This is a genomic window from Microbulbifer hainanensis, from assembly GCF_014904735.1.
Classification (GTDB): domain Bacteria; phylum Pseudomonadota; class Gammaproteobacteria; order Pseudomonadales; family Cellvibrionaceae; genus Microbulbifer; species Microbulbifer hainanensis.
The window spans coordinates 256287-273692 of the sequence record NZ_JACZCR010000020.1; the positions used below are offsets into that span (position 1 = coordinate 256287).

General features: G+C 60.0%; 20 protein-coding genes. 13 read left to right on the forward strand and 7 right to left on the reverse strand.

Annotated features, from left to right (window positions below):
• The first annotated feature begins 8 nt into the window (after positions 1 to 8).
• The 5 genes from IG168_RS07440 (at position 9) to IG168_RS07460 (ending at position 3330) form a co-directional block, all read left to right on the forward strand.
• Positions 9 to 572, forward strand: coding sequence for an L-threonylcarbamoyladenylate synthase (locus IG168_RS07440; RefSeq protein WP_193163453.1), 564 nt, complete (start codon positions 9 to 11; stop codon positions 570 to 572).
• Positions 573 to 599: 27 nt separating this feature from the next.
• A complete protein-coding gene (gene hemF / locus IG168_RS07445) occupies positions 600 to 1505 on the forward strand; it encodes an oxygen-dependent coproporphyrinogen oxidase (protein WP_193163455.1) in 906 nt (301 codons plus the stop codon).
• 112 nt (positions 1506 to 1617) lie between these two features.
• A complete protein-coding gene (locus IG168_RS07450; protein WP_193163457.1) occupies positions 1618 to 2070 on the forward strand; it encodes a hypothetical protein in 453 nt (150 codons plus the stop codon).
• Positions 2071 to 2075: 5 nt separating this feature from the next.
• The gene (aroE, locus tag IG168_RS07455) at positions 2076 to 2903 is read left to right on the forward strand and encodes a shikimate dehydrogenase (protein ID WP_193163459.1); all 828 of its coding nucleotides are present in this window, start codon (positions 2076 to 2078) and stop codon (positions 2901 to 2903) included.
• A gap of 25 nt (positions 2904 to 2928) precedes the next feature.
• Positions 2929 to 3330, forward strand: a complete 402-nt coding sequence (locus IG168_RS07460) for a hypothetical protein (RefSeq protein ID WP_193163461.1) — start codon at positions 2929 to 2931, stop codon at positions 3328 to 3330.
• A gap of 97 nt (positions 3331 to 3427) precedes the next feature.
• Here IG168_RS07460 and IG168_RS07465 read toward each other — a convergent pair whose 3' ends face one another.
• The 4 genes from IG168_RS07465 to IG168_RS07480 all read right to left on the reverse strand — a co-directional run bounded on the left by IG168_RS07465 (position 3428) and on the right by IG168_RS07480 (position 6107).
• The gene (locus IG168_RS07465; RefSeq protein ID WP_193163464.1) at positions 3428 to 3946 is read right to left on the reverse strand and encodes a carboxymuconolactone decarboxylase family protein; all 519 of its coding nucleotides are present in this window, start codon (positions 3944 to 3946) and stop codon (positions 3428 to 3430) included.
• Positions 3947 to 3968: 22 nt separating this feature from the next.
• Entirely contained in the window at positions 3969 to 4469 is a 501-nt protein-coding gene (locus tag IG168_RS07470; RefSeq protein WP_193163466.1) for a DUF2938 domain-containing protein, read from the reverse strand.
• Positions 4470 to 4536: 67 nt separating this feature from the next.
• Complete coding sequence (locus IG168_RS07475; RefSeq protein WP_193163468.1) at positions 4537 to 5451, reverse strand: LysR family transcriptional regulator; 915 nt, start codon at positions 5449 to 5451, stop codon at positions 4537 to 4539.
• A gap of 86 nt (positions 5452 to 5537) precedes the next feature.
• The gene (locus IG168_RS07480; protein ID WP_193163470.1) at positions 5538 to 6107 is read right to left on the reverse strand and encodes a gamma carbonic anhydrase family protein; all 570 of its coding nucleotides are present in this window, start codon (positions 6105 to 6107) and stop codon (positions 5538 to 5540) included.
• A 65-nt stretch (positions 6108 to 6172) separates the two neighbouring features.
• On the opposite strand from IG168_RS07480, the gene IG168_RS07485 reads away from it, so the two are divergent.
• Genes IG168_RS07485 through IG168_RS07495 form a run of 3 tightly spaced genes read left to right on the forward strand, consistent with a single transcriptional unit; the run spans position 6173 to position 9369 of the window.
• Positions 6173 to 8221, forward strand: a complete 2049-nt coding sequence (locus IG168_RS07485) for a M3 family metallopeptidase (protein ID WP_193163472.1) — start codon at positions 6173 to 6175, stop codon at positions 8219 to 8221.
• A 51-nt stretch (positions 8222 to 8272) separates the two neighbouring features.
• Positions 8273 to 8539: a YheV family putative zinc ribbon protein gene (locus IG168_RS07490; protein ID WP_193163474.1), complete on the forward strand. Its 267-nt coding sequence runs from the start codon at positions 8273 to 8275 to the stop codon at positions 8537 to 8539.
• Positions 8539 to 9369 carry a hypothetical protein gene (locus IG168_RS07495; RefSeq protein ID WP_193163476.1) on the forward strand — a complete coding sequence of 277 codons (831 nt, stop codon included), beginning with the start codon at positions 8539 to 8541 and terminating at the stop codon, positions 9367 to 9369. Before IG168_RS07490 ends, IG168_RS07495 begins: the two co-directional genes overlap by 1 nt.
• Before the next feature lie 86 nt (positions 9370 to 9455).
• Here the strand turns inward: IG168_RS07495 and IG168_RS07500 are convergent, their stop codons facing one another.
• Both IG168_RS07500 and IG168_RS07505 read right to left on the reverse strand, forming a co-directional pair.
• On the reverse strand, positions 9456 to 10142 hold the full coding sequence (locus IG168_RS07500) for a hypothetical protein (protein WP_193163477.1): 687 nt from the start codon (positions 10140 to 10142) through the stop codon (positions 9456 to 9458).
• 76 nt (positions 10143 to 10218) lie between these two features.
• Complete coding sequence (locus IG168_RS07505; RefSeq protein ID WP_226876613.1) at positions 10219 to 11553, reverse strand: MATE family efflux transporter; 1335 nt, start codon at positions 11551 to 11553, stop codon at positions 10219 to 10221.
• A 542-nt stretch (positions 11554 to 12095) separates the two neighbouring features.
• Between IG168_RS07505 and coxB the strand changes: the two genes are divergently transcribed.
• The 4 genes from coxB to IG168_RS07525 are packed head-to-tail and all read left to right on the forward strand — an operon-like array spanning position 12096 to position 16294.
• A complete protein-coding gene (gene coxB / locus IG168_RS07510; RefSeq protein WP_193163479.1) occupies positions 12096 to 13235 on the forward strand; it encodes a cytochrome c oxidase subunit II in 1140 nt (379 codons plus the stop codon).
• 17 nt (positions 13236 to 13252) lie between these two features.
• Positions 13253 to 14803, forward strand: coding sequence for a cytochrome c oxidase subunit I (ctaD, locus tag IG168_RS07515; RefSeq protein ID WP_193163481.1), 1551 nt, complete (start codon positions 13253 to 13255; stop codon positions 14801 to 14803).
• A gap of 15 nt (positions 14804 to 14818) precedes the next feature.
• The gene (locus IG168_RS07520; protein WP_193163483.1) at positions 14819 to 15385 is read left to right on the forward strand and encodes a cytochrome c oxidase assembly protein; all 567 of its coding nucleotides are present in this window, start codon (positions 14819 to 14821) and stop codon (positions 15383 to 15385) included.
• Between the two features lie 18 nt (positions 15386 to 15403).
• Positions 15404 to 16294 (forward strand): cytochrome c oxidase subunit 3, encoded by an 891-nt coding sequence (locus IG168_RS07525; RefSeq protein WP_193163485.1) that lies wholly within the window; start codon positions 15404 to 15406, stop codon positions 16292 to 16294.
• 55 nt (positions 16295 to 16349) lie between these two features.
• On the opposite strand, the gene IG168_RS07530 is transcribed toward IG168_RS07525, so the two are convergent.
• The gene (locus tag IG168_RS07530; protein WP_193163487.1) at positions 16350 to 16574 is read right to left on the reverse strand and encodes a DUF2909 domain-containing protein; all 225 of its coding nucleotides are present in this window, start codon (positions 16572 to 16574) and stop codon (positions 16350 to 16352) included.
• A 48-nt stretch (positions 16575 to 16622) separates the two neighbouring features.
• Here IG168_RS07530 and IG168_RS07535 point away from each other — a divergent pair, with 48 nt between their 5' ends.
• Positions 16623 to 17357 (forward strand): SURF1 family protein, encoded by a 735-nt coding sequence (locus IG168_RS07535; protein WP_193163489.1) that lies wholly within the window; start codon positions 16623 to 16625, stop codon positions 17355 to 17357.
• The last annotated feature ends 49 nt before the right edge of the window (positions 17358 to 17406 follow it).

Sequence of the window (17406 nt, forward strand, 5' to 3'; positions counted from 1 at the left end):
ATCCGGCAATGAAATATTCTCCGTTAGCAGTACAGCAAGCCGCCCGTGCGATCGCCGCGGGTGGCGTCATCGCGCACCCCACCGAATCCGTGTGGGGTCTCGCCTGTGATCCCTTCAATGCCCGCGCCGTCGAGCGGCTGCTGCGGCTGAAAAACCGGCCGCTGGAAAAGGGCCTGATTCTCGTCTCCGGTGAGGAGCGTCATTTCGGCGAGTTGCTGGAAAACCTCAGCGCCAGCCAACTACAGCAAATGCACGCGACCTGGCCCGGCCCGGTCACCTGGCTAGTGCCCCATTTCGGCCGCGTGCCCCCGTGGATCAGCGGCGCACACCACTCCGTTGCCCTGCGCTGTACCGATCACCCGTTTACCGCGGCATTAACGCGGGCACTCGGTGGTGCTATCGTGTCCACCTCGGCCAACCCCTCCGGCAGCCAGGCCGCCCGGCACAAGTACCAGGTGCTGCGCTATTTCGGCGATGCGCTGGATTTTGTCGGCGGCGGTGCCACCGGTGGCCGCCGCGCACCCAGCGAGATCCGCGATCTGATCAGCGGCGGCGTGGTGCGCCCCAGTTAATTTCCCACAACAAGTAATCAATTCCCCATGAGTGAAGTCGACACAAATGCCGTCAAGAATTACCTGCTCGACCTGCAGGATCGCATCTGCGCGGCACTGAGCGCAGAAGATGGCAGTGATTTTCGCGAGGATGCCTGGCAGCGCCCCGGCGGCGGTGGTGGCCGCTCGCGGGTATTGGAAGAGGGTGCGCTGATTGAAAAGGGCGGGGTGAATTTCTCTCACGTCTTCGGTGACGGCCTGCCGCCATCGGCCACCGCCAGCCGCCCGGAACTGGCCGGACGCTCGTTCCAGGCCATGGGTGTCTCGCTGGTAATTCACCCGCGCAACCCCTATGTGCCCACCAGCCACGCCAATGTACGGCTGTTCGTCGCGGAAAAACCCGGCGCCGAGCCGGTGTGGTGGTTCGGCGGCGGCTACGACCTGACGCCTTATTACGGCTTTAGCGAAGATGCACAGCACTGGCACCGCACGGCGAAAAGCGCCTGCGAACCTTTCGGTGAGGCAATCTATCCGCGCTTCAAAAAGTGGTGCGACGACTATTTCTACCTGAAGCACCGCGAGGAGGCCCGCGGAGTGGGCGGGCTCTTCTTCGACGATTTCAACGAGGGTGGCTTTGACAACGCCTTCGCGCTGATGCGCGCTGTCGGCGACAGTTACCTCGACGCCTACCTGCCGATCGTGCAGAAACGCAAGGCCACCGAATACGGCGAGCGTGAGCGCGATTTCCAGCTCTATCGTCGCGGCCGCTATGTGGAATTCAACCTGGTCTACGACCGGGGTACGCTGTTCGGTCTGCAGAGCGGCGGCCGCACCGAATCGATACTGATGTCGCTGCCGTCGCTGGTGCGCTGGCGCTACGACTGGCACCCGGAGCCGGGTTCCGCAGAGGAAAAACTCTACACCGATTTCCTGCCGCACCGGGACTGGGTCTGATTCCACGTTGGTGAACCGCGGCAGCGGGCTGTTTGCTGCCACAGCATCGAAATCGATGCCGTCCATCACGACCCGCCGAGCCGGATAAATTTAACGGAAAAGGAGCGCCGCTGTGCACAAAGCGCGACTCGAACAAATCAATCGCCTGTTCCTGGATTACCGTCGTCAATTCGAAATTGGCGATGCGGAACAGGTCGCGGACTTCTACCGCTTTCCGCTGCATTATTACCGTGAGGACGGCAACAAGCTGGCTGTGTCGCGGGAAGAATTCGTATTGCAGGTGGACAAGCTGCTCAGCGCCTACCGGCGCCTGCAGGTCAACCAGATTCTCGGCACCGTCACCGACGTCATCGAACTGAATGACAGCAGCAGCCTGGCGACGCTGAACTGGATTCTGCTGTGTCCCCAGGGTGAAAAGAGCGCGGAGCTGTACAGCGCCACCACGCGTTATCTGCTGAGCGACACCGAGGACGGCCTGAAAATCGACGGTCTGATTCTGGTTGACGAAGCGGAGAAAATCCGCGGTGCCGTGCGCGCGCGCAGGCGTGCGGCAAAGCAGGGTTGAGTGTGGTGACCGACCGCTACGCCGTTGTCGGCAATCCCATCACCCATTCCCTGTCGCCGCTTATCCACAGCGCCTTTGCTGCCCAGACCGGCGAGGATATCCGCTACGACAAACTGCTGGCGGAGCGGGATGGCTTCGCGGAGTTCGCCCGCGAATTTTTTGCCGCCGGCGGCAAGGGACTTAACGTGACGGTGCCCTTCAAGCTGGATGCGTGCAATTTTGCCGACCGGCTCACCGAGCGCGCCAGCGCCGCCGGTGCCGTCAATACGCTGAAGCTGGAAACGGACGGCAGTCTGCTCGGTGACAATACCGACGGCGCCGGCCTGGTGGCGGATATCCGCGACAATCTCGGCTGGGACATCGCCGGCAAGCGCGTGCTGTTGCTCGGCGCCGGTGGCGCCGCCCGCGGCGCGCTGCTGCCGCTGCTGGCGGAGCAGCCGGCTCTGCTGTATATCGCCAACCGCACTGCCGCGAAGGCGCTGCAACTGGCAACGGAATTCGCCGGCCCGAGTCAACTTGGCGGCGGGGGCTACGACACCCTCGCCGGTCATTTCGACCTGGTGATCAACGCCAGCGCCGCCAGCCTCGGTGGCGAGGTACCGCCGCTGCCGGAGGGGATCTTCGCTCCCGGCGCCAAGGCTTACGACATGGTCTACGGTGCCGAGCCGACACCGTTTATGCGCTGGGCGCAGCAGCGCGGCGCCGCCGTGGCGGACGGCCTGGGCATGCTGGTGGGGCAGGCGGCGGAAGCTTTTAATTTATGGCGCGGCGTCAGGCCGGAGGTGGCTCCGGTGCTGCAACAGCTGCGCAAAGAAATACAAAACAAGTCATAACTATTCATAACAAGGGGGAGTGGCAGTGCGCGAGTTTCTGCGGAACCTGTCTTTCTGTTTTGCCGTCGGTAGTTTCGGCGGTCTCTGCTACGCCGTGGGTCTGTGGGCCATGGGCCACTACGGCTTCAACCGCTGGCTGGGCGTGGATATCGCCCCCTATCTGTCGAATGCCTATCTATACCAGCGTGTGGTCTGGGGCGGTATCTGTGGGCTGATCTTCCTACTGCCGTGGCAGAAATCCTGGTTTGCCCGTGGTTTCTTCCTGTCCCTGATTCCGGCGGGGATTATGCTGCTGTTGTTGCTGCCGATGCGCGGCTACGGTCCCGGCGCGCTCGCGCTCGGTGCCCTGACCCCACTGGTCATTATCCTGGCCTGTGCCATCGGCGGTATCGCCGCGTCCGGGTTGTTGCGCGCGCAGGGCAAGTAATCCAGGCGTCAACGGAACGCGAGTTTAGCGGCCCGAGTAGCGGGATTTGCCGGGTACCCGGGCCCTCACGTCAGCCTTCTTTACTTCAATTGCCCTCTCAGGCCGCGAACTCTATTTCCACCAGACTGCAGGTCTGCGTGTGGCCCAGCGACCGCTTGATGGTCGGGTACACCGAGGCGGTCGCCACGCAGACTCCGAGCTCGATGCGCTGGCGCTTATCCAGCTGCGCGGCGATACGCGCCTCCAGCTGCGGGTCGAGATTGCGATAGCCGGATACCGCGGTGGCGAAGTCGAAAATATCCTTCAGATCCTCGGGCAGGCGGCTGCCCCCCTGAATACAGGCTTCCACCAGCGCCCTGTCGACGCCGGCCTCCAGCGCCATACGCACGCTCAGTTGCAGGCAGGCGCCGCAGTCAGCCACCTGCATGGCGGCCAGCTTGCTGACCCAGTAACTTTCCAGCGACAGGAATTCGCGGTGATACGAAAGCGGGCGGAAATCGGCAAACTTGGCGAAGCCGGACGGCGACCCCTCGAGAAATTCCAGCAGGTAGCTGACGTCATAGCGGTAGCGTTCGGCCAGGTCTTGGAGACCCTGGCGGTGTTCTTCAATGTCCATGTGAAGTCTCCTTTTGTAGGTATTACAGCGGTAGCAGTGTGAGGATTCGCGCGGAGAGATAGAGGCCGAGGCCGAATACGGTATGGGTGGCGACGCTGCGCAGCCGCGCCCGCGATGGCTGCGGCGTCTTTGCCGCGGCGATACCGGCGCCCATGCCGGGTTGCAGGATCAGGAAGGGTGCCGCCACCGTCAGCACGCCGAACAGCAGCGCTGGGACCAGCGTTGGCTGCAGGGCCCAGCCGGGGCCGCTGAGTACCAGTAACAGGGCGGCCAAGGCGATTCCCACGGCGTAGTGAAACAGCCAGCCGAGGGCGGCTTCCCCCCGCACCGGCGTTGCCATCCCGATATGACCATGGGCCACACGGCCTTGGGGCAGGTGCCCGATCCAGCGGCCGACCAGGGACCAATCCAGCGAAGGCACGGCAAAACAGCGCCGCAGCAGCAGCGCCCAGCCATCCATCAACAGGGTTGCGCCGGCGCCGATCAGCAGGGCGCGCAGCGCAAATTCAATGTCATTGTGCACCGGTGGTTACCTCCCATGCGATTGCCTGTGGGAGGCATCATCGATCAGCAAGTCCGCTGATAAAAAGTTAAATCCCATCAGCTAACTCGATAGGTGGGCTGTAATAGTTGCCATACAGGCGCCGTGCCTCGCGGGCGAACCAGCGGGCCGCTAGCCCCTGGGGCGTGTGACCGGACCACAGCAGGTCTACCTCCAGGGTCCAGGCACTGAGTGCACTGGTCAGCTGCAACTCCACCAGCTTGCCGGCTTTCAGAAAGGGGCGCGCCAGCTCGAAGGGAGCGCTGGTCCAGCCCACGCCCTTGCTGGCGAGGTCCAGGGCCTGCAGCAGTGAATCGCAGCGCCAGGTCTGCGGTGACAGCAGCCAGCGCCGCCCGCCGGATGGGGATGCAGTGACGATCTGCCGGTGGGCGGCGGCCTCCTGCAGTGAAATGGGGCCGCCGTGGGATAGCGGGTGTTCGGGCCCGGCCAGGGGCAGGACACGCTGCCGGCCGAGGCTGTCGAAATCCAGCTGGTCGGGGTAGCGCTCGCGGGCGGCGACGAAGGCAAAGTCGGCTGCTCCCTCGGCCACCCGGCGCACAGCATTCTCATCGGATGTGGTGCTCGACTCGATGCGGGTGTCCGGAAAGCGCTCGGCGAAGGCCACCAGTACGTCGTTGAGCCGATCCGGCATCACCAGCTCCTCGAACACGATACGCAACTGCGGCTCCTCGCCGCGGCCGAAGGAGTCCGCCGCCTGCTGGAAACGCTGCAGCTGACCGATGGCCTGGCGCGCCAGCGGCAGCAGCGCGGTGCCGGCGGGGGTGGGGCGCGGGAATTTACCGCTGCGGTCGAACAGATCCAGTCCCAGATCCAGTTCCAGGTTCTGAATCTGCATACTCACTGCCGACTGGGCGCGACCCATCTGCCGCGCGGCGGCCGAAAAGGAGCCCTGCTCGCAAGCCGCGACAAAAGTGCGCAGCTGATCCAGCGTCAGGTTATTCATTGCGAGCTCCCGAAGTGAGCGGGTTTTACCCACAGCTTATTCTCACCGGCGCAATCCGGCTGTGGATAAGTCTGTGGCTGTGGGAATCAGGGTTGCTCTTCGCCGGTGAGATACTGGTTTTTCAGTTTCACGTAATTGGCGGCCGAGTAGCGGAAGAATTTCCGCTCCTTTTCTGACAGTGGCCGCGCCTGTTTGCAGGGGGCACCCACGTACAGGTAGCCACTTTCGAGGGTTTTGCCCGGTGGCACCAGCGCACCGGCGGCCAGTACCACGTCATCCTCAATCACCGCGCCGTCGAGCACTATGGCACCGATACCGACCAGCACGCGGCTGCCCACGGTGCAGCCGTGCAAACAGGCCTTGTGGCCGATAGTGACATCCTCGCCAATGACAAGCGGCCAGCCATCTTCGTTGAAGGGACCGGCGTGGGTAATATGCAGCACGGCACCGTCCTGCACACTGGTGCGCGCGCCGATGCGGATGCGGTGCATATCGCCGCGGACGACGGCCATCGGCCAAACGGAACAGTCGTCTCCCAGCTCGACATCCCCGATCACGGTGCACTGCGGGTCGATGTAGACCGCATTGCCGAGTTGCGGGGATTTTTCCTGGCCGCCGTTCTTATCGCTGGTGCCGTGGGGACGCAGTGGGGACATGCTCAAGCTCCTGTACAATGGGCTGTCTATCATAGCGTTATCGTCCATCGTGCACAGGGTGTCCCATGTCCAATCCGCTGCTGAATCTCCCGTTACTGCCCGCGTTCGACCAGCTGCAGCCGCAGCAGGTGGAACCGGCCATTACCGATTTGATCGAAGAGTGCCACGTTGCCCTGCGTACCGGCCTCGAAAACCCCGGCTGGGACAGTACCCTCGCACCCATGGAAGAGGCCCAGGATCGCCTCAACCGCGCTTTTTCCCCGGTCAGCCACCTGAACAGTGTGCTCAGTGGTCCCTGGCGTGAACCCTACGAGGCGGCGCTGGCGCAGGTTACGGCCTACTGGACCGAGTTGGGCCAGAACCGCGATCTCTATGCGGTCTATGAGCAGCTGGCGGCGACTGACGACTTTGCCAACTGGCCCCAGGCGCGCAAAAAGACTGTCGAACTGGGCTTGCGGGATTTCGTGTTGAGCGGTGTCGCCCTGGAGGGCGCGGCGCGCGAAAGCTTTGCCGCCAACAGCCGCCGCCTGGCCGAGCTGTCGAGCCGTTTTGCCAACAATGTGCTGGACGCCACCAACGCCTGGACCTATCAGACCGAAGACGAAAACGAGTTGTCCGGCCTGCCGCAGACGGCGCTGGCAACTGCGCGCGCCGTGGCAAAGAGTAAGGATTTGCCGGGTTGGGTGATCACGCTGGAAGGGCCGAGTTATCTCGCGGTGATGACACACGCGGACAACCGCGCGCTGCGCGAGCGGGTACATAAGGCCTTCGTCAGTCGCGCGTCCGAAGTTGGCCCCAATGCCGGCGAATACGATAATTCGTCGACCATGGAGGAAATCCTCGCGCTGCGCGCCCAGCAGGCACAGCTGCTGGGAATGGAGAGCTACGCCGAATTGTCGGTCGCCAGCAAGATGGCACCATCGCCGGAAAAAGTGGTGGAGTTCCTCGACGATCTGGCCGCGCGGGCGAAGCCGGCGGCGGCGAGTGAATTCAACGAGCTGCAGCAGTTCGCCGCCGAGCAGTTGCAATTGAGTCGGTTGCAGCCCTGGGATATCGCCTGGGCCTCGGAAAAACTGAAACAGGAGCGCTACGCCATCAGCCAGGAAGCGCTGCGCCCGTACTTTCCCTACAACCGCGTGCTTGATGGTCTGTTCGCTGTGGTGGAAAAGCTCTACGGTGTCACCGCCGAAGCCGACCCGTCTGTGCCGAGCTGGCACCCGGACGTGCAGTTTTTCTGGCTGCACAAAGGCGGCGAGCGTATCGCCGGCTTCTACCTCGATGCCTTTGCCCGCGAGCGCAAGCGCGGTGGCGCCTGGATGGATACCGTATGCGTGCGCAGGCGGGCGGCGGATGGCCTGCAATTGCCAGTGGCCTATCTGGTGTGCAACTTTTCCCCGGCCGCGGGCGATTCGCCATCGCTGCTGACCCATTACGAAGTCACCACCCTGTTTCACGAATTTGGCCACGGTCTGCACCATATGCTGACCCAGGTGGATGTAGCCGCGGTGTCGGGTATCAACGGCGTCGCCTGGGATGCGGTGGAATTGCCGAGCCAGTTCCTGGAAAACTGGTGCTGGCAGCCCGAAGCTATTGCGATGATTTCCGGCCACCACGAAACCGGTGAGCCGCTACCGCAGGTGCTGCTGGATAAAATGCTGGCGGCGAAGAATTTCCAGTCCGCGATGTTCACCGTGCGCCAGCTGGAGTTCGCCCTGTTTGATTTCCTGCTTCACAGTCGCGCCGGGGGTGCCACTGCGGATGAAATCCAGCAATTGCTGGACGAAGTCCGCGGGCGTGTGGCCGTGGTGCCGGTGGCCGCCGAAAACCGTTTCCAGCACGGCTTCAGCCATATTTTTGCCGGCGGCTACGCGGCGGGTTACTACAGCTACAAGTGGGCGGAAGTGCTGTCTGCCGATGCGTTTTCCCTGTTCGAGGAAAACGGCATTTTCGATCGCGATACCGGCGACCGCTTCCTGCACAGTATTCTCGAGCAGGGCGGCAGCCGCGATGCGCAGGACCTGTTCACAGAATTTCGCGGTCGCGAGCCTAAAATAGACGCCTTGCTGCGTCACTCCGGCATCGAGGAGCTGGAGCTGAATATCGGCCCGGGCTGAACGGCACAGCCGGTGCACTCATCCATCAGTAACGACATCGAGCAGTAAACGATGACCAAAGACGACAGCGACAAGCAGCAGAAGCCACAGAAGAAACGTTTTATCGCCGGCGCGGTGTGCCCGCGCTGCAGCGCCATGGACCGGATCGTCAACTTTCGCGAGGGGGGGAAAAACTATCGCGAATGTGTCGAGTGCGGCTTCAAGGATGAAATTCGCCTGCAATCCTCTCCGCGGGAATTGAACACCCGGGTAACCGCCGATCGCGAAGAAGTGGTGACACCGGTAAAAATAATTCAGCCACCCAAAAAAGAACAATAGTGAACAAATACTATCCGCTGCTGGCATTTCTGCTGGTGGCCATTGTCGCCGGGCTCACGGGCCTGGATCACTACCGCACCACACGCGCTCACCAGCGGGAACAGACATCCCAGTTGCTGGCGAGCTGTGTGAACCAGGGCTTGTTGTCCCTGTTCCAGCTGCAGGCCAATGACTGGCGACAGCGGCCGGATTTTTACCGACCGCAGAGTGAGAAACTGGCAAGCGCGGTGGCGGCACTGCCGCAAAAAGTTCTCGAAGGCGAACCGTTTGCAGAATGGCAGGCCGCACTGAATATCTGCACACAGCTGACCCGACACAGCAACCTGCAACACCGCACGATTTTCCGTCCACTGGGCGACTTCGGTGCTCCGGAGATGTCTGGCAACCGCTCACTCAAGGATCGCCGAACAATGGCGCGGCGGCAGCGTACACTCGACCGACTGCGCGTCGCCGCGCAGGCCGCCGAGCGCTATCTGGACGACCTGCGCACCGATATCCACAACCAGCTGCGCGTGAGCGCACTGTCGCCAGAGAGTCGCGAACGCGCACTCGCCGAGATACACGCTCAGGTTCTGGATTACTACCGCCCCGGCCACTTTTCGCGGCAAAAGGTCGATGCCCACCTGCAGCGCGTCGAGCGTTACTACCAGTTGCTGGCAGAGAATCCGCGCGGTTACACATTGCGCGGCGGCAGCCTGTATTTCTACGACCGCTCACTGCAGCGAGAAATTGAGCAACTGAATAGCGCAATCTTGCAGGGTGAGGCGCAGTTTTATGGAAACTGGCAGCAGATAGTGGCGCGGCAGCAGTACCGCGTCGAGCAGGGTTAAAAATAGCGAGCAGGCTCTGTTATAACTTGTTCTGCCCGCTCAATGGTCCCATCCTGGTTTTTATTATTGTTCGGTAACGACTGCCATCAGTGCAGCGTGTCGGTGTCCATTGCAAGCGCCGGCGCGCGCAGACCTATCTGCAGTTCCGCGGCAAAGTCCGGCCATTCTCCCGGTGTATCCACAAAGCGCTGCCTGCACAAAATTAGTGACACCAGGCTGTCGGGGCCGAGTTTCTGACCGCGATAGCGGCTGCCCAGTTTGACACTGACCGCATCGAGTTCCACCGCAAATGTCTCGCCCAAAAGTTCACGCACCACCAGATTTGCGACCATTGGATCCATTGGCAACAGGGGCAGGCCGCAGGCTGGCTGCAGTTGCTCGTTGATTTCCTCGAGGACCCGGTGCGCCAGGTAGGCGTCATCCAGCAGTGCGCCCAGCCCCACGTGATCCGGGTGCCGCTCCTGTGGTTCGGCAAAATAGCGTCCGATCAGTTCGCGGACTGGCGTAAATTCGATGCCGGCGGCAGCACAGAGTGTTTCCAGTTGGCGCAGCCACTTGGGTACAGCCTGGATATAGCGAATGACAAAGCTGGTGAGCCGCAGGGGGCCATCTTGTTGTGGTAATCGAATATTGCGATGCAGTCGGGGGAGGGAATTCCTGATCGCGCGGCGAAAGCGACCCTTATGCCGCTCGAGCGTTACCGCGCGATCGACACATTGTTGTATTACCTGATAGTCATCGGTCATCACTACCACTGTATTTTCCAACGGCATTTCCCCTTTTCCGTTGACTTGCTGGGTGGCAAAACCGCTTAACGATTAAAAAGAAGAATTAGTACCGCTGCTCCAGTTACATCCAAAGTTTTTTAGTAGTGTAGTAACGATAGTAAACCAGTAGACCGGCAGAGCGTGCGCTAATCCACAAAAAAAGGCTGAACCACACGCCATGGTTGCCCCAGGGCCGCGTTAACCACCATGCGGGAAAGAAAATCAGCACCGTGGCGATAAACATAGTATTACGCATATCGCGACTTTTTCCTGCGCCGATAAAAATTCCATCCAGTTGATAACTCCATACGGCAACCAAAGGTAGCGCGCACAGCCACCAGTACACCCGTGCGGCTTCGGCAATAACGGCATCGATATTGGTAAACAGCGGCAATATCCAGTCGAAGCTGGCAACGAGAATTAAAGTGATTACTGCGGCGCTGGCGAGTGCCCAGCCACCTGCACTGCGCACAGTCGTACTAAATAGCTCCGCGGAGCTCTTGCCAATGGACTCGCCGACGAGCGCTTCGGTGGCATGGGCAAAACCGTCCAGCGCATAGGAAGTCATCATCAACAACTGCAGCAGGATGGCGTTTGCCGCGAGTGTCGCGTCGCCCTGTGCCGCGCCCTGTGCGGTAAAAAACGTGAGTGTCAGCAGCAAGAGACAGGTGCGCACAAAAAGATCGCTATTAATGCGCAGCAGTTCGATCCAATGGGAGCGGTCATGCCAGGGAAAAAATTCCGGGCGGCGCCAGTGCTGTGCAAGTTTTTTCCAGATATTCCGGTCCACGCGGGTCAGCAGGCCGAGGCCAAATGCGAATGCGCAGATGTCGGCACAGACCGTGGCCATTGCCGCCCCGCGCGCACCTAGACCGAAGCCGAGGATCAGCGCGAAATCGAGCAGAATGTTCAGCAGGTTGGCGGCGAGCAAAATAAACAGTGGTGCGCGGCTGTCCTGCCGGCCGATAAAAAATCCCAGCAGCGCGAAATTGGCCAGTGCCAGTGGCGCACTCAACAGGCGGATCTGCAGGTAGGCCAGCGCGTGTGGCGCGGCGCTGGTACTGGCATTCATCCACTGTACGATCGCGCCGAGTAGCGGTGATGCCAGCAACAGCAGTGCGAAACCGAGCAGCAGGGCCACCAGCAGCGCGCGCAGTAACCAGGCTTCGCTGCCATCGACGCTGCGCGCCACCAGTCCGGTGGTGCCCATACGCAGAAACCCGAACGCCCACAGCAGCATCGACATGACACTGGCACCGATGGCGACCCCGGACAGGTATTCCGGAGAGGGCAGGTGCCCGAGAATCGCCGTGTCCACCGCGCCCAGCAGCGGTACGGAGATATTGCTCAGAATCATCGGCCAGGCGAGCTGCCAGACTCGCTGATAGGGGCGCTCCACGACTGTTAACTGCTTCATTCTGCTGCGGGAGCCCCTGTTCGATTGGATGTCTGCTCGCGGCACGGCCTTGGCCGCCGGTAACCCGTTGGTAGTGGGACATTTTAAGTGAGTGAGGGAACTGGCGAAACGCGTCGGTCGGATACCTTTGCCGCGCTACAGGACAGCGGCAGAGCCGTAGTGAAAATTGGCGCCAATCTGGTCATAAATAAATGAATGAACAGACCCTTTTAAGTTGGCGGTTTAATTGACTTTCCCCTGGCGATGTGTTCCTTTTAACCTTGCATAAGTTGCGACGAATTAAAGAGACACAGGTTGTTGGTTGTACCTTCCGGACGACGACATCTGAAGTAAAAATCTTTGATAAAGAATAACAAGTTGCACTGACAGCAGTATCGCGGGGCTCTCGGCCCCGCCCAGTGTATGTAGTCTTGTGTTACTACAGCATGTCCACAAATTATGTGTGGAAATACCACGCCACCGGCTTGCCGGCGGTGGGGGCTCCAGTTATCCGTGACGGCCAATGGCTGATATAACAACAATCACACGGAGATCTGTAGGCGATGTTGAGAGGCTTCAATCCGCTGTTCGCCTTGTTGGCCGCTTCGGTGCTGACCGGTCCCGCTATTGCGGAAGACAAGGGGCGCTGGGGGACCAATATGACCCGGGGGGTAACGGAAGTTGCCCATACCACTTACGATCTGCATATGCTGATCTTCTGGATCTGCGTAGCGATCGGCGTTGTGGTATTCGGGGTGATGTTCTACAGCATGTGGCGCCACCGCAAGAGCAAAGGCTACAAGGCGGCGCAGTTCCACGAGAGCACGGCGGTGGAACTGGTATGGACCATTGTTCCCACCATTATTCTCGTTTTGATGGCGATTCCCGCTACCAAAACCCTCTACCACATCTACGACACCAAGGAAGCCGATCTGGACATCATGATCACCGGCTACCAGTGGAAGTGGAAATACGATTACCTCGGCTCCGACGTTTCCTTCTTCAGCAACCTGGCCACACCGGCGGCGCAGATCGACAACCAGCTGCCCAAGGACGATCACTACCTGCGTGAGGTGGACGAACCGCTGGTGGTACCGGTCAACAAGAAAATCCGTTTTTTGATTACAGCCAACGACGTGATCCACGCGTGGTGGGTGCCTGAGCTCGCGGTAAAAAAAGACGCTATCCCCGGATTTATCAATGAGGCATGGACGCGTATCGAAGAGCCCGGCATTTACCGCGGACAGTGTGCGGAGCTGTGCGGCAAGGACCACGGGTTTATGCCGGTTGTGGTCAAGGCCGTACCTGAAGCCGAATACACCGCGTGGCTGGGCGAGCGCGCTGCAGCTGCGGCCAAGGCCAGCGAACTGGCGAAGAAAACCTTCACCTTCGATGAGCTCTACAGCCAGGGCGAGCAGGTCTACAACAAGATCTGTGCGGCCTGTCACCAGCCCAATGGCCAGGGCGTACCCGGTACCTTCCCGGCAATGGCGGGCTCCAAGATTGCCACCGGTCCTATCGACGCGCACGTAGAAATCGTCGTGCACGGCTCGAAGAAAAACCCTGCCATGCAGGCGTTCGGCGAGCAGTTGTCGGAAGTGGATCTCGCCGCGGTGATTACCTACGAGCGCAACGCGTTTGGCAACGATATGGGCGATTCCATACAGCCCGTCGACATTCTCAATTTCAAGAATAAGCAGTAAGGCGGGGGAGTATAAGAATGGCACACGGTCCTCAACCCGGATTCAAGCGCTGGCTGTTTACTACCAACCACAAAGACATCGGTACCATGTACCTGTGGTTCAGCTTTGCGATGTTCTTGCTCGGCGGTTGCATGGCGCTGGTAATTCGCGCCGAACTGTTCGAGCCCGGCCTGCAGATAGTACGGCCGGAATTTTTTAACCAGATGACCACCATGCACGGTCTGATCATGGTCTTCGGTGCCGTGATGCCGGCCTTCGTCGGCCTCGCCAACTGGATGATCCCGATGATGATCGGCGCTCCGGATATGGCGCTGCCGCGCATGAACAACTGGAGCTTCTGGATTCTACCGTTCGCGTTCGCGATGCTGGTGTCGACCCTGTTCATGCAGGGCGGGGCGCCGAACTTCGGCTGGACTTTTTACGCTCCGCTGTCCACCGAATACGCGCCGCCGAGCGTCACCTTCTTTATTTTCTCCATCCATATTATGGGCGCGTCGTCGATCATGGGATCGATCAACATCATCGCCACCATCCTCAACATGCGCGCGCCGGGCATGACCCTGATGAAGATGCCGCTGTTCGTATGGACCTGGCTGATCACCGCCTATCTGCTGATTGCGGTGATGCCAGTACTCGCGGGCGTGGTCACCATGATGTTGATGGATATCCACTTCGGTACCAGCTTCTTCAGCGCTGCCGGTGGCGGTGACCCGGTCCTGTTCCAGCATGTGTTCTGGTTCTTCGGGCATCCAGAGGTGTACATCATGATCCTGCCGGCGTTCGGTATCGTGTCGGCGATCATTCCTACCTTCGCGCGCAAACCGCTGTTCGGTTACAGCTCGATGGTGTACGCCACCGCGTCCATTGCTTTCCTCAGCTTTATTGTCTGGGCCCACCACATGTTTACCGTGGGTATGCCGGTGGCCGGCGAACTCTTCTTTATGTACGCCACCATGCTGATCGCAGTGCCCACCGGGGTGAAGGTGTTCAACTGGATCTCCACGATGTTCCGCGGCTCCATGACGTTCGAGACACCGATGTTGTTTGCCGTGGCCTTTGTGATCCTGTTTACCATCGGCGGTTTCTCCGGCCTGATGCTGGCGATTGCACCGGCGGACTTCCAGTATCACGACACCTACTTCGTGGTGGCGCATTTCCACTATGTGCTGGTGCCCGGTGCGATTTTCTCCATCACCGCGGGGGTCTATTACTGGCTGCCGAAGTGGACCGGCCACATGTACAACGAGACCATGGGCAAGGTGCACTTCTGGCTGGCGTTTATCGGCCTGAACGTCACCTTCTTCCCGATGCACTTTGTCGGCCTGGCCGGCATGCCGCGACGGATTCCGGATTACGCCCTGCAGTTTGCCGACTTCAACCAGATCGCCAGTATGGGTGCCTTCCTGTTCGGCGCCGCACAGCTGGTGTTCCTGTTCAATGTGGTGCGCACTGTTCAGGGCGGTCGCAAGGCGACGGATGAAGTGTGGGATCACCCGCAGGGGCTGGAGTGGACTGTGCCATCGCCGGCGCCGTACCACACCTTCAGCACGCCGCCTGCGGTTCGCTAGCGGGAGCGGTGTACCATGCGGTGGAGTGACAACGCCAAGATTACTGCAAAGCTGCTGGCTCTCGCCGGCGGCATGCTGGTCTTTGCCCTGTTCGTCATGCCGCCGCTGTATAACGCCTTCTGCGATATCACCGGCCTGAACGGCAAGACCGGGAAGAAATATGAAGCGGTACCGGCATCGGTCGACACCGAACGGCTGGTGAAGGTGCAATTCGTTGCCAGCAATAACGAAAATATGCCGTGGATGTTCAAGCCCAGCGTGGTATCCATCAAGGTGCATCCCGGCGAGCCGACCGATACCGTGTTCCTGGCCCGCAACCCCACTGGGCACGACATGGTCGCCCAGGCAATTCCGAGCCTAGTGCCGTTCGACGCGGTGCAATACTTCCACAAGACAGAGTGTTTCTGCTTCCATCAGCAGACACTCAAGGCCGGCGAATCGGCCGAGTTGGAGCTGCGGTTTATCGTCGATCCGGAACTGCCGCCGGCCATCAATACCGTGACACTTTCCTACACGCTATTCGATATAACGGAAAGGGTCTCCGCCAACCGCAATTCAGATAACAAGAATACCGACTCCTAGCGAGAGGGATAAAAAACTATGGCCAGTGAAAGCAGCTACTATGTGCCCGCGCAGTCCCGGTTGCCTATTTTGGCAACCATCGGGCTGTTCATGACAGCGTTTGGCGCCGCCAATTGGATCAACGGGCATGGGGCTTATATTTTCTTTGCCGGAGCACTGACCCTGGCCACGGTGCTGTGGTCCTGGTTTGCCCAGGTCATTCGCGAAAATATGGCCGGACTCAACAGCGAACAGCTAAAGCGCTCCTATGTCTGGGGCATGGGCTGGTTTATTTTTTCCGAAGTCATGTTTTTTGCCGCTTTCTTCGGCGCACTCTACTACATCCGCAACTTCGCGGTGCCGTGGCTCGGCGGCGAGGGTGATCGCGGTGCCTCGAACATGCTGTGGCAGGGATTTGAAAGTACCTGGCCGCTACTGGTCACACCGGATGCCGCAGTCCACGGCGATGCGGCGAAGGTCATCGGCCCGAAAGAGATCATCGACCCCTGGCACCTGCCGCTGTTGAACACCGTGATCCTGCTGTCATCGAGCTTCACCGTACATATCGCCCACGTCTTCCTGAAAAAGAACAAGCGCAGCGCCTTCAACCTGTGGCTCGGCATCACCGTCATACTGGGTGCGGCCTTCCTTTACTTTCAGGCCGACGAATACCACGAGGCATACAAGCACCTGGGACTGACGCTGGAATCCGGCGTTTACGGTACGACGTTCTTTATGTTGACCGGCTTCCACGGCGCACATGTGACACTGGGAACCATCATGCTGCTGGTGATGCTGTTGCGTTCGGTAATCGCACATCACTTCAAGCCGGATGACCACTTTGGTTTTGAGGCTGCCAGCTGGTACTGGCACTTCGTGGATGTGGTCTGGGTGGGATTGTTTATCTTCGTCTACGTACTGGGTTCCTGATCAACCTGCTTACAGGCGCTTCTTTAGGGGAGCGCCTGAACAAAACGCAGCGAACTCAGTATTTATTGGCCCAGGGTGCCGTATTCGAGAGTATGCCGCTGTCAAAGCCATACCAGATGGCGATCAGCAGCAGCGCAGCCAGGGAAATGCGGATACCCAGCGCATACAGGGTGCGCTTCGAATGCGGAGCGCCCATATCGCGCAACAGAAAAAACAGAGCGCTGGACAGGCTGGCCAGCACTGCGAGAAACAAAAACACAATAACGATTTTCAGCCACATTTTTATTAGCCATTTGTAGTAGGAGCCTGCGCGCAGGCGAAAATCGGCATGACAGTACACACCACATCAGTGCAAACCGGAACCGCCAGTGTAGCACTGATCCGCAACTGGCCCCTTACTCTGCTCAGCGCTGTGTTGCTGCCGCTGTTGATCGGACTCGGTATCTGGCAAATGCACCGGGCCGACGAAAAAGCCGCCCTCAATGCCGCGATAGATGCTCGCCTGTCGATGCAGCCGCAGAATCCGGCGGAACTGACGGCACTCCAGGCTTATACGCCTGTTCGCCTGCTGGGATACTACAGTGGCGAGCCCTACTATCTGGATAACCGCACCCGCAGCGGCAAAGTGGGCTACGAAATACTGCAGGTATTTATCGCCGGTGAACAGCGCTGGCTCGTCAATCGCGGCTGGGTGGCTGCCGGTAGTGATCGCGGTAGACTCCCGGAAGTACACTGGCCGCTCGCGGCCAAAGTCATTACCGGCTTCCTTTATCCGGTCGCTGATGCGCAAGGGCAGGGCAGCAGCGCCGATGGCGCTACTGCTGCGCGTATCCAGTCGCTGAACAGCGATCTGACTTCGCGCCTGAACCTGGCGCAGCCGCTCTGGACCATTCGCCTCAGTGCCGATTCGGATACCGCGCTGGTGACAGACTGGCAACTGCTGCCGAGTCCGCCACAGCGTCATACCGCCTATGCGGTGCAGTGGTTTGCGATGGCCATCGCGCTGGTATTGCTGTGGCTGTTCGCGGCGACGAATATCCGCGAACGACTGCGAAAAAAATAATTATTAGAAAGATGATGAGGGGTATCGCGCCGTGAATCAGAACGCGCAA

Coding starts and splice junctions, on each gene's coding strand:
- IG168_RS07465 (WP_193163464.1), bottom strand. CDS start 3,946: ATGGACATTGAAGAACACCGCCAGGGTCTCCAAGACCTGGCCGAACGC.
- IG168_RS07505 (WP_226876613.1), bottom strand. CDS start 11,553: ATGAAGCAGTTAACAGTCGTGGAGCGCCCCTATCAGCGAGTCTGGCAG.
- ctaD (WP_193163481.1), top strand. CDS start 13,253: ATGGCACACGGTCCTCAACCCGGATTCAAGCGCTGGCTGTTTACTACC.
- IG168_RS07490 (WP_193163474.1), top strand. CDS start 8,273: ATGACCAAAGACGACAGCGACAAGCAGCAGAAGCCACAGAAGAAACGT.
- coxB (WP_193163479.1), top strand. CDS start 12,096: ATGTTGAGAGGCTTCAATCCGCTGTTCGCCTTGTTGGCCGCTTCGGTG.
- IG168_RS07520 (WP_193163483.1), top strand. CDS start 14,819: ATGCGGTGGAGTGACAACGCCAAGATTACTGCAAAGCTGCTGGCTCTC.
- IG168_RS07535 (WP_193163489.1), top strand. CDS start 16,623: ATGACAGTACACACCACATCAGTGCAAACCGGAACCGCCAGTGTAGCA.
- IG168_RS07485 (WP_193163472.1), top strand. CDS start 6,173: ATGTCCAATCCGCTGCTGAATCTCCCGTTACTGCCCGCGTTCGACCAG.
- IG168_RS07475 (WP_193163468.1), bottom strand. CDS start 5,451: ATGAATAACCTGACGCTGGATCAGCTGCGCACTTTTGTCGCGGCTTGC.
- IG168_RS07530 (WP_193163487.1), bottom strand. CDS start 16,574: ATGTGGCTGAAAATCGTTATTGTGTTTTTGTTTCTCGCAGTGCTGGCC.
- hemF (WP_193163455.1), top strand. CDS start 600: ATGAGTGAAGTCGACACAAATGCCGTCAAGAATTACCTGCTCGACCTG.
- IG168_RS07500 (WP_193163477.1), bottom strand. CDS start 10,142: ATGCCGTTGGAAAATACAGTGGTAGTGATGACCGATGACTATCAGGTA.
- IG168_RS07440 (WP_193163453.1), top strand. CDS start 9: ATGAAATATTCTCCGTTAGCAGTACAGCAAGCCGCCCGTGCGATCGCC.
- IG168_RS07480 (WP_193163470.1), bottom strand. CDS start 6,107: ATGTCCCCACTGCGTCCCCACGGCACCAGCGATAAGAACGGCGGCCAG.
- IG168_RS07525 (WP_193163485.1), top strand. CDS start 15,404: ATGGCCAGTGAAAGCAGCTACTATGTGCCCGCGCAGTCCCGGTTGCCT.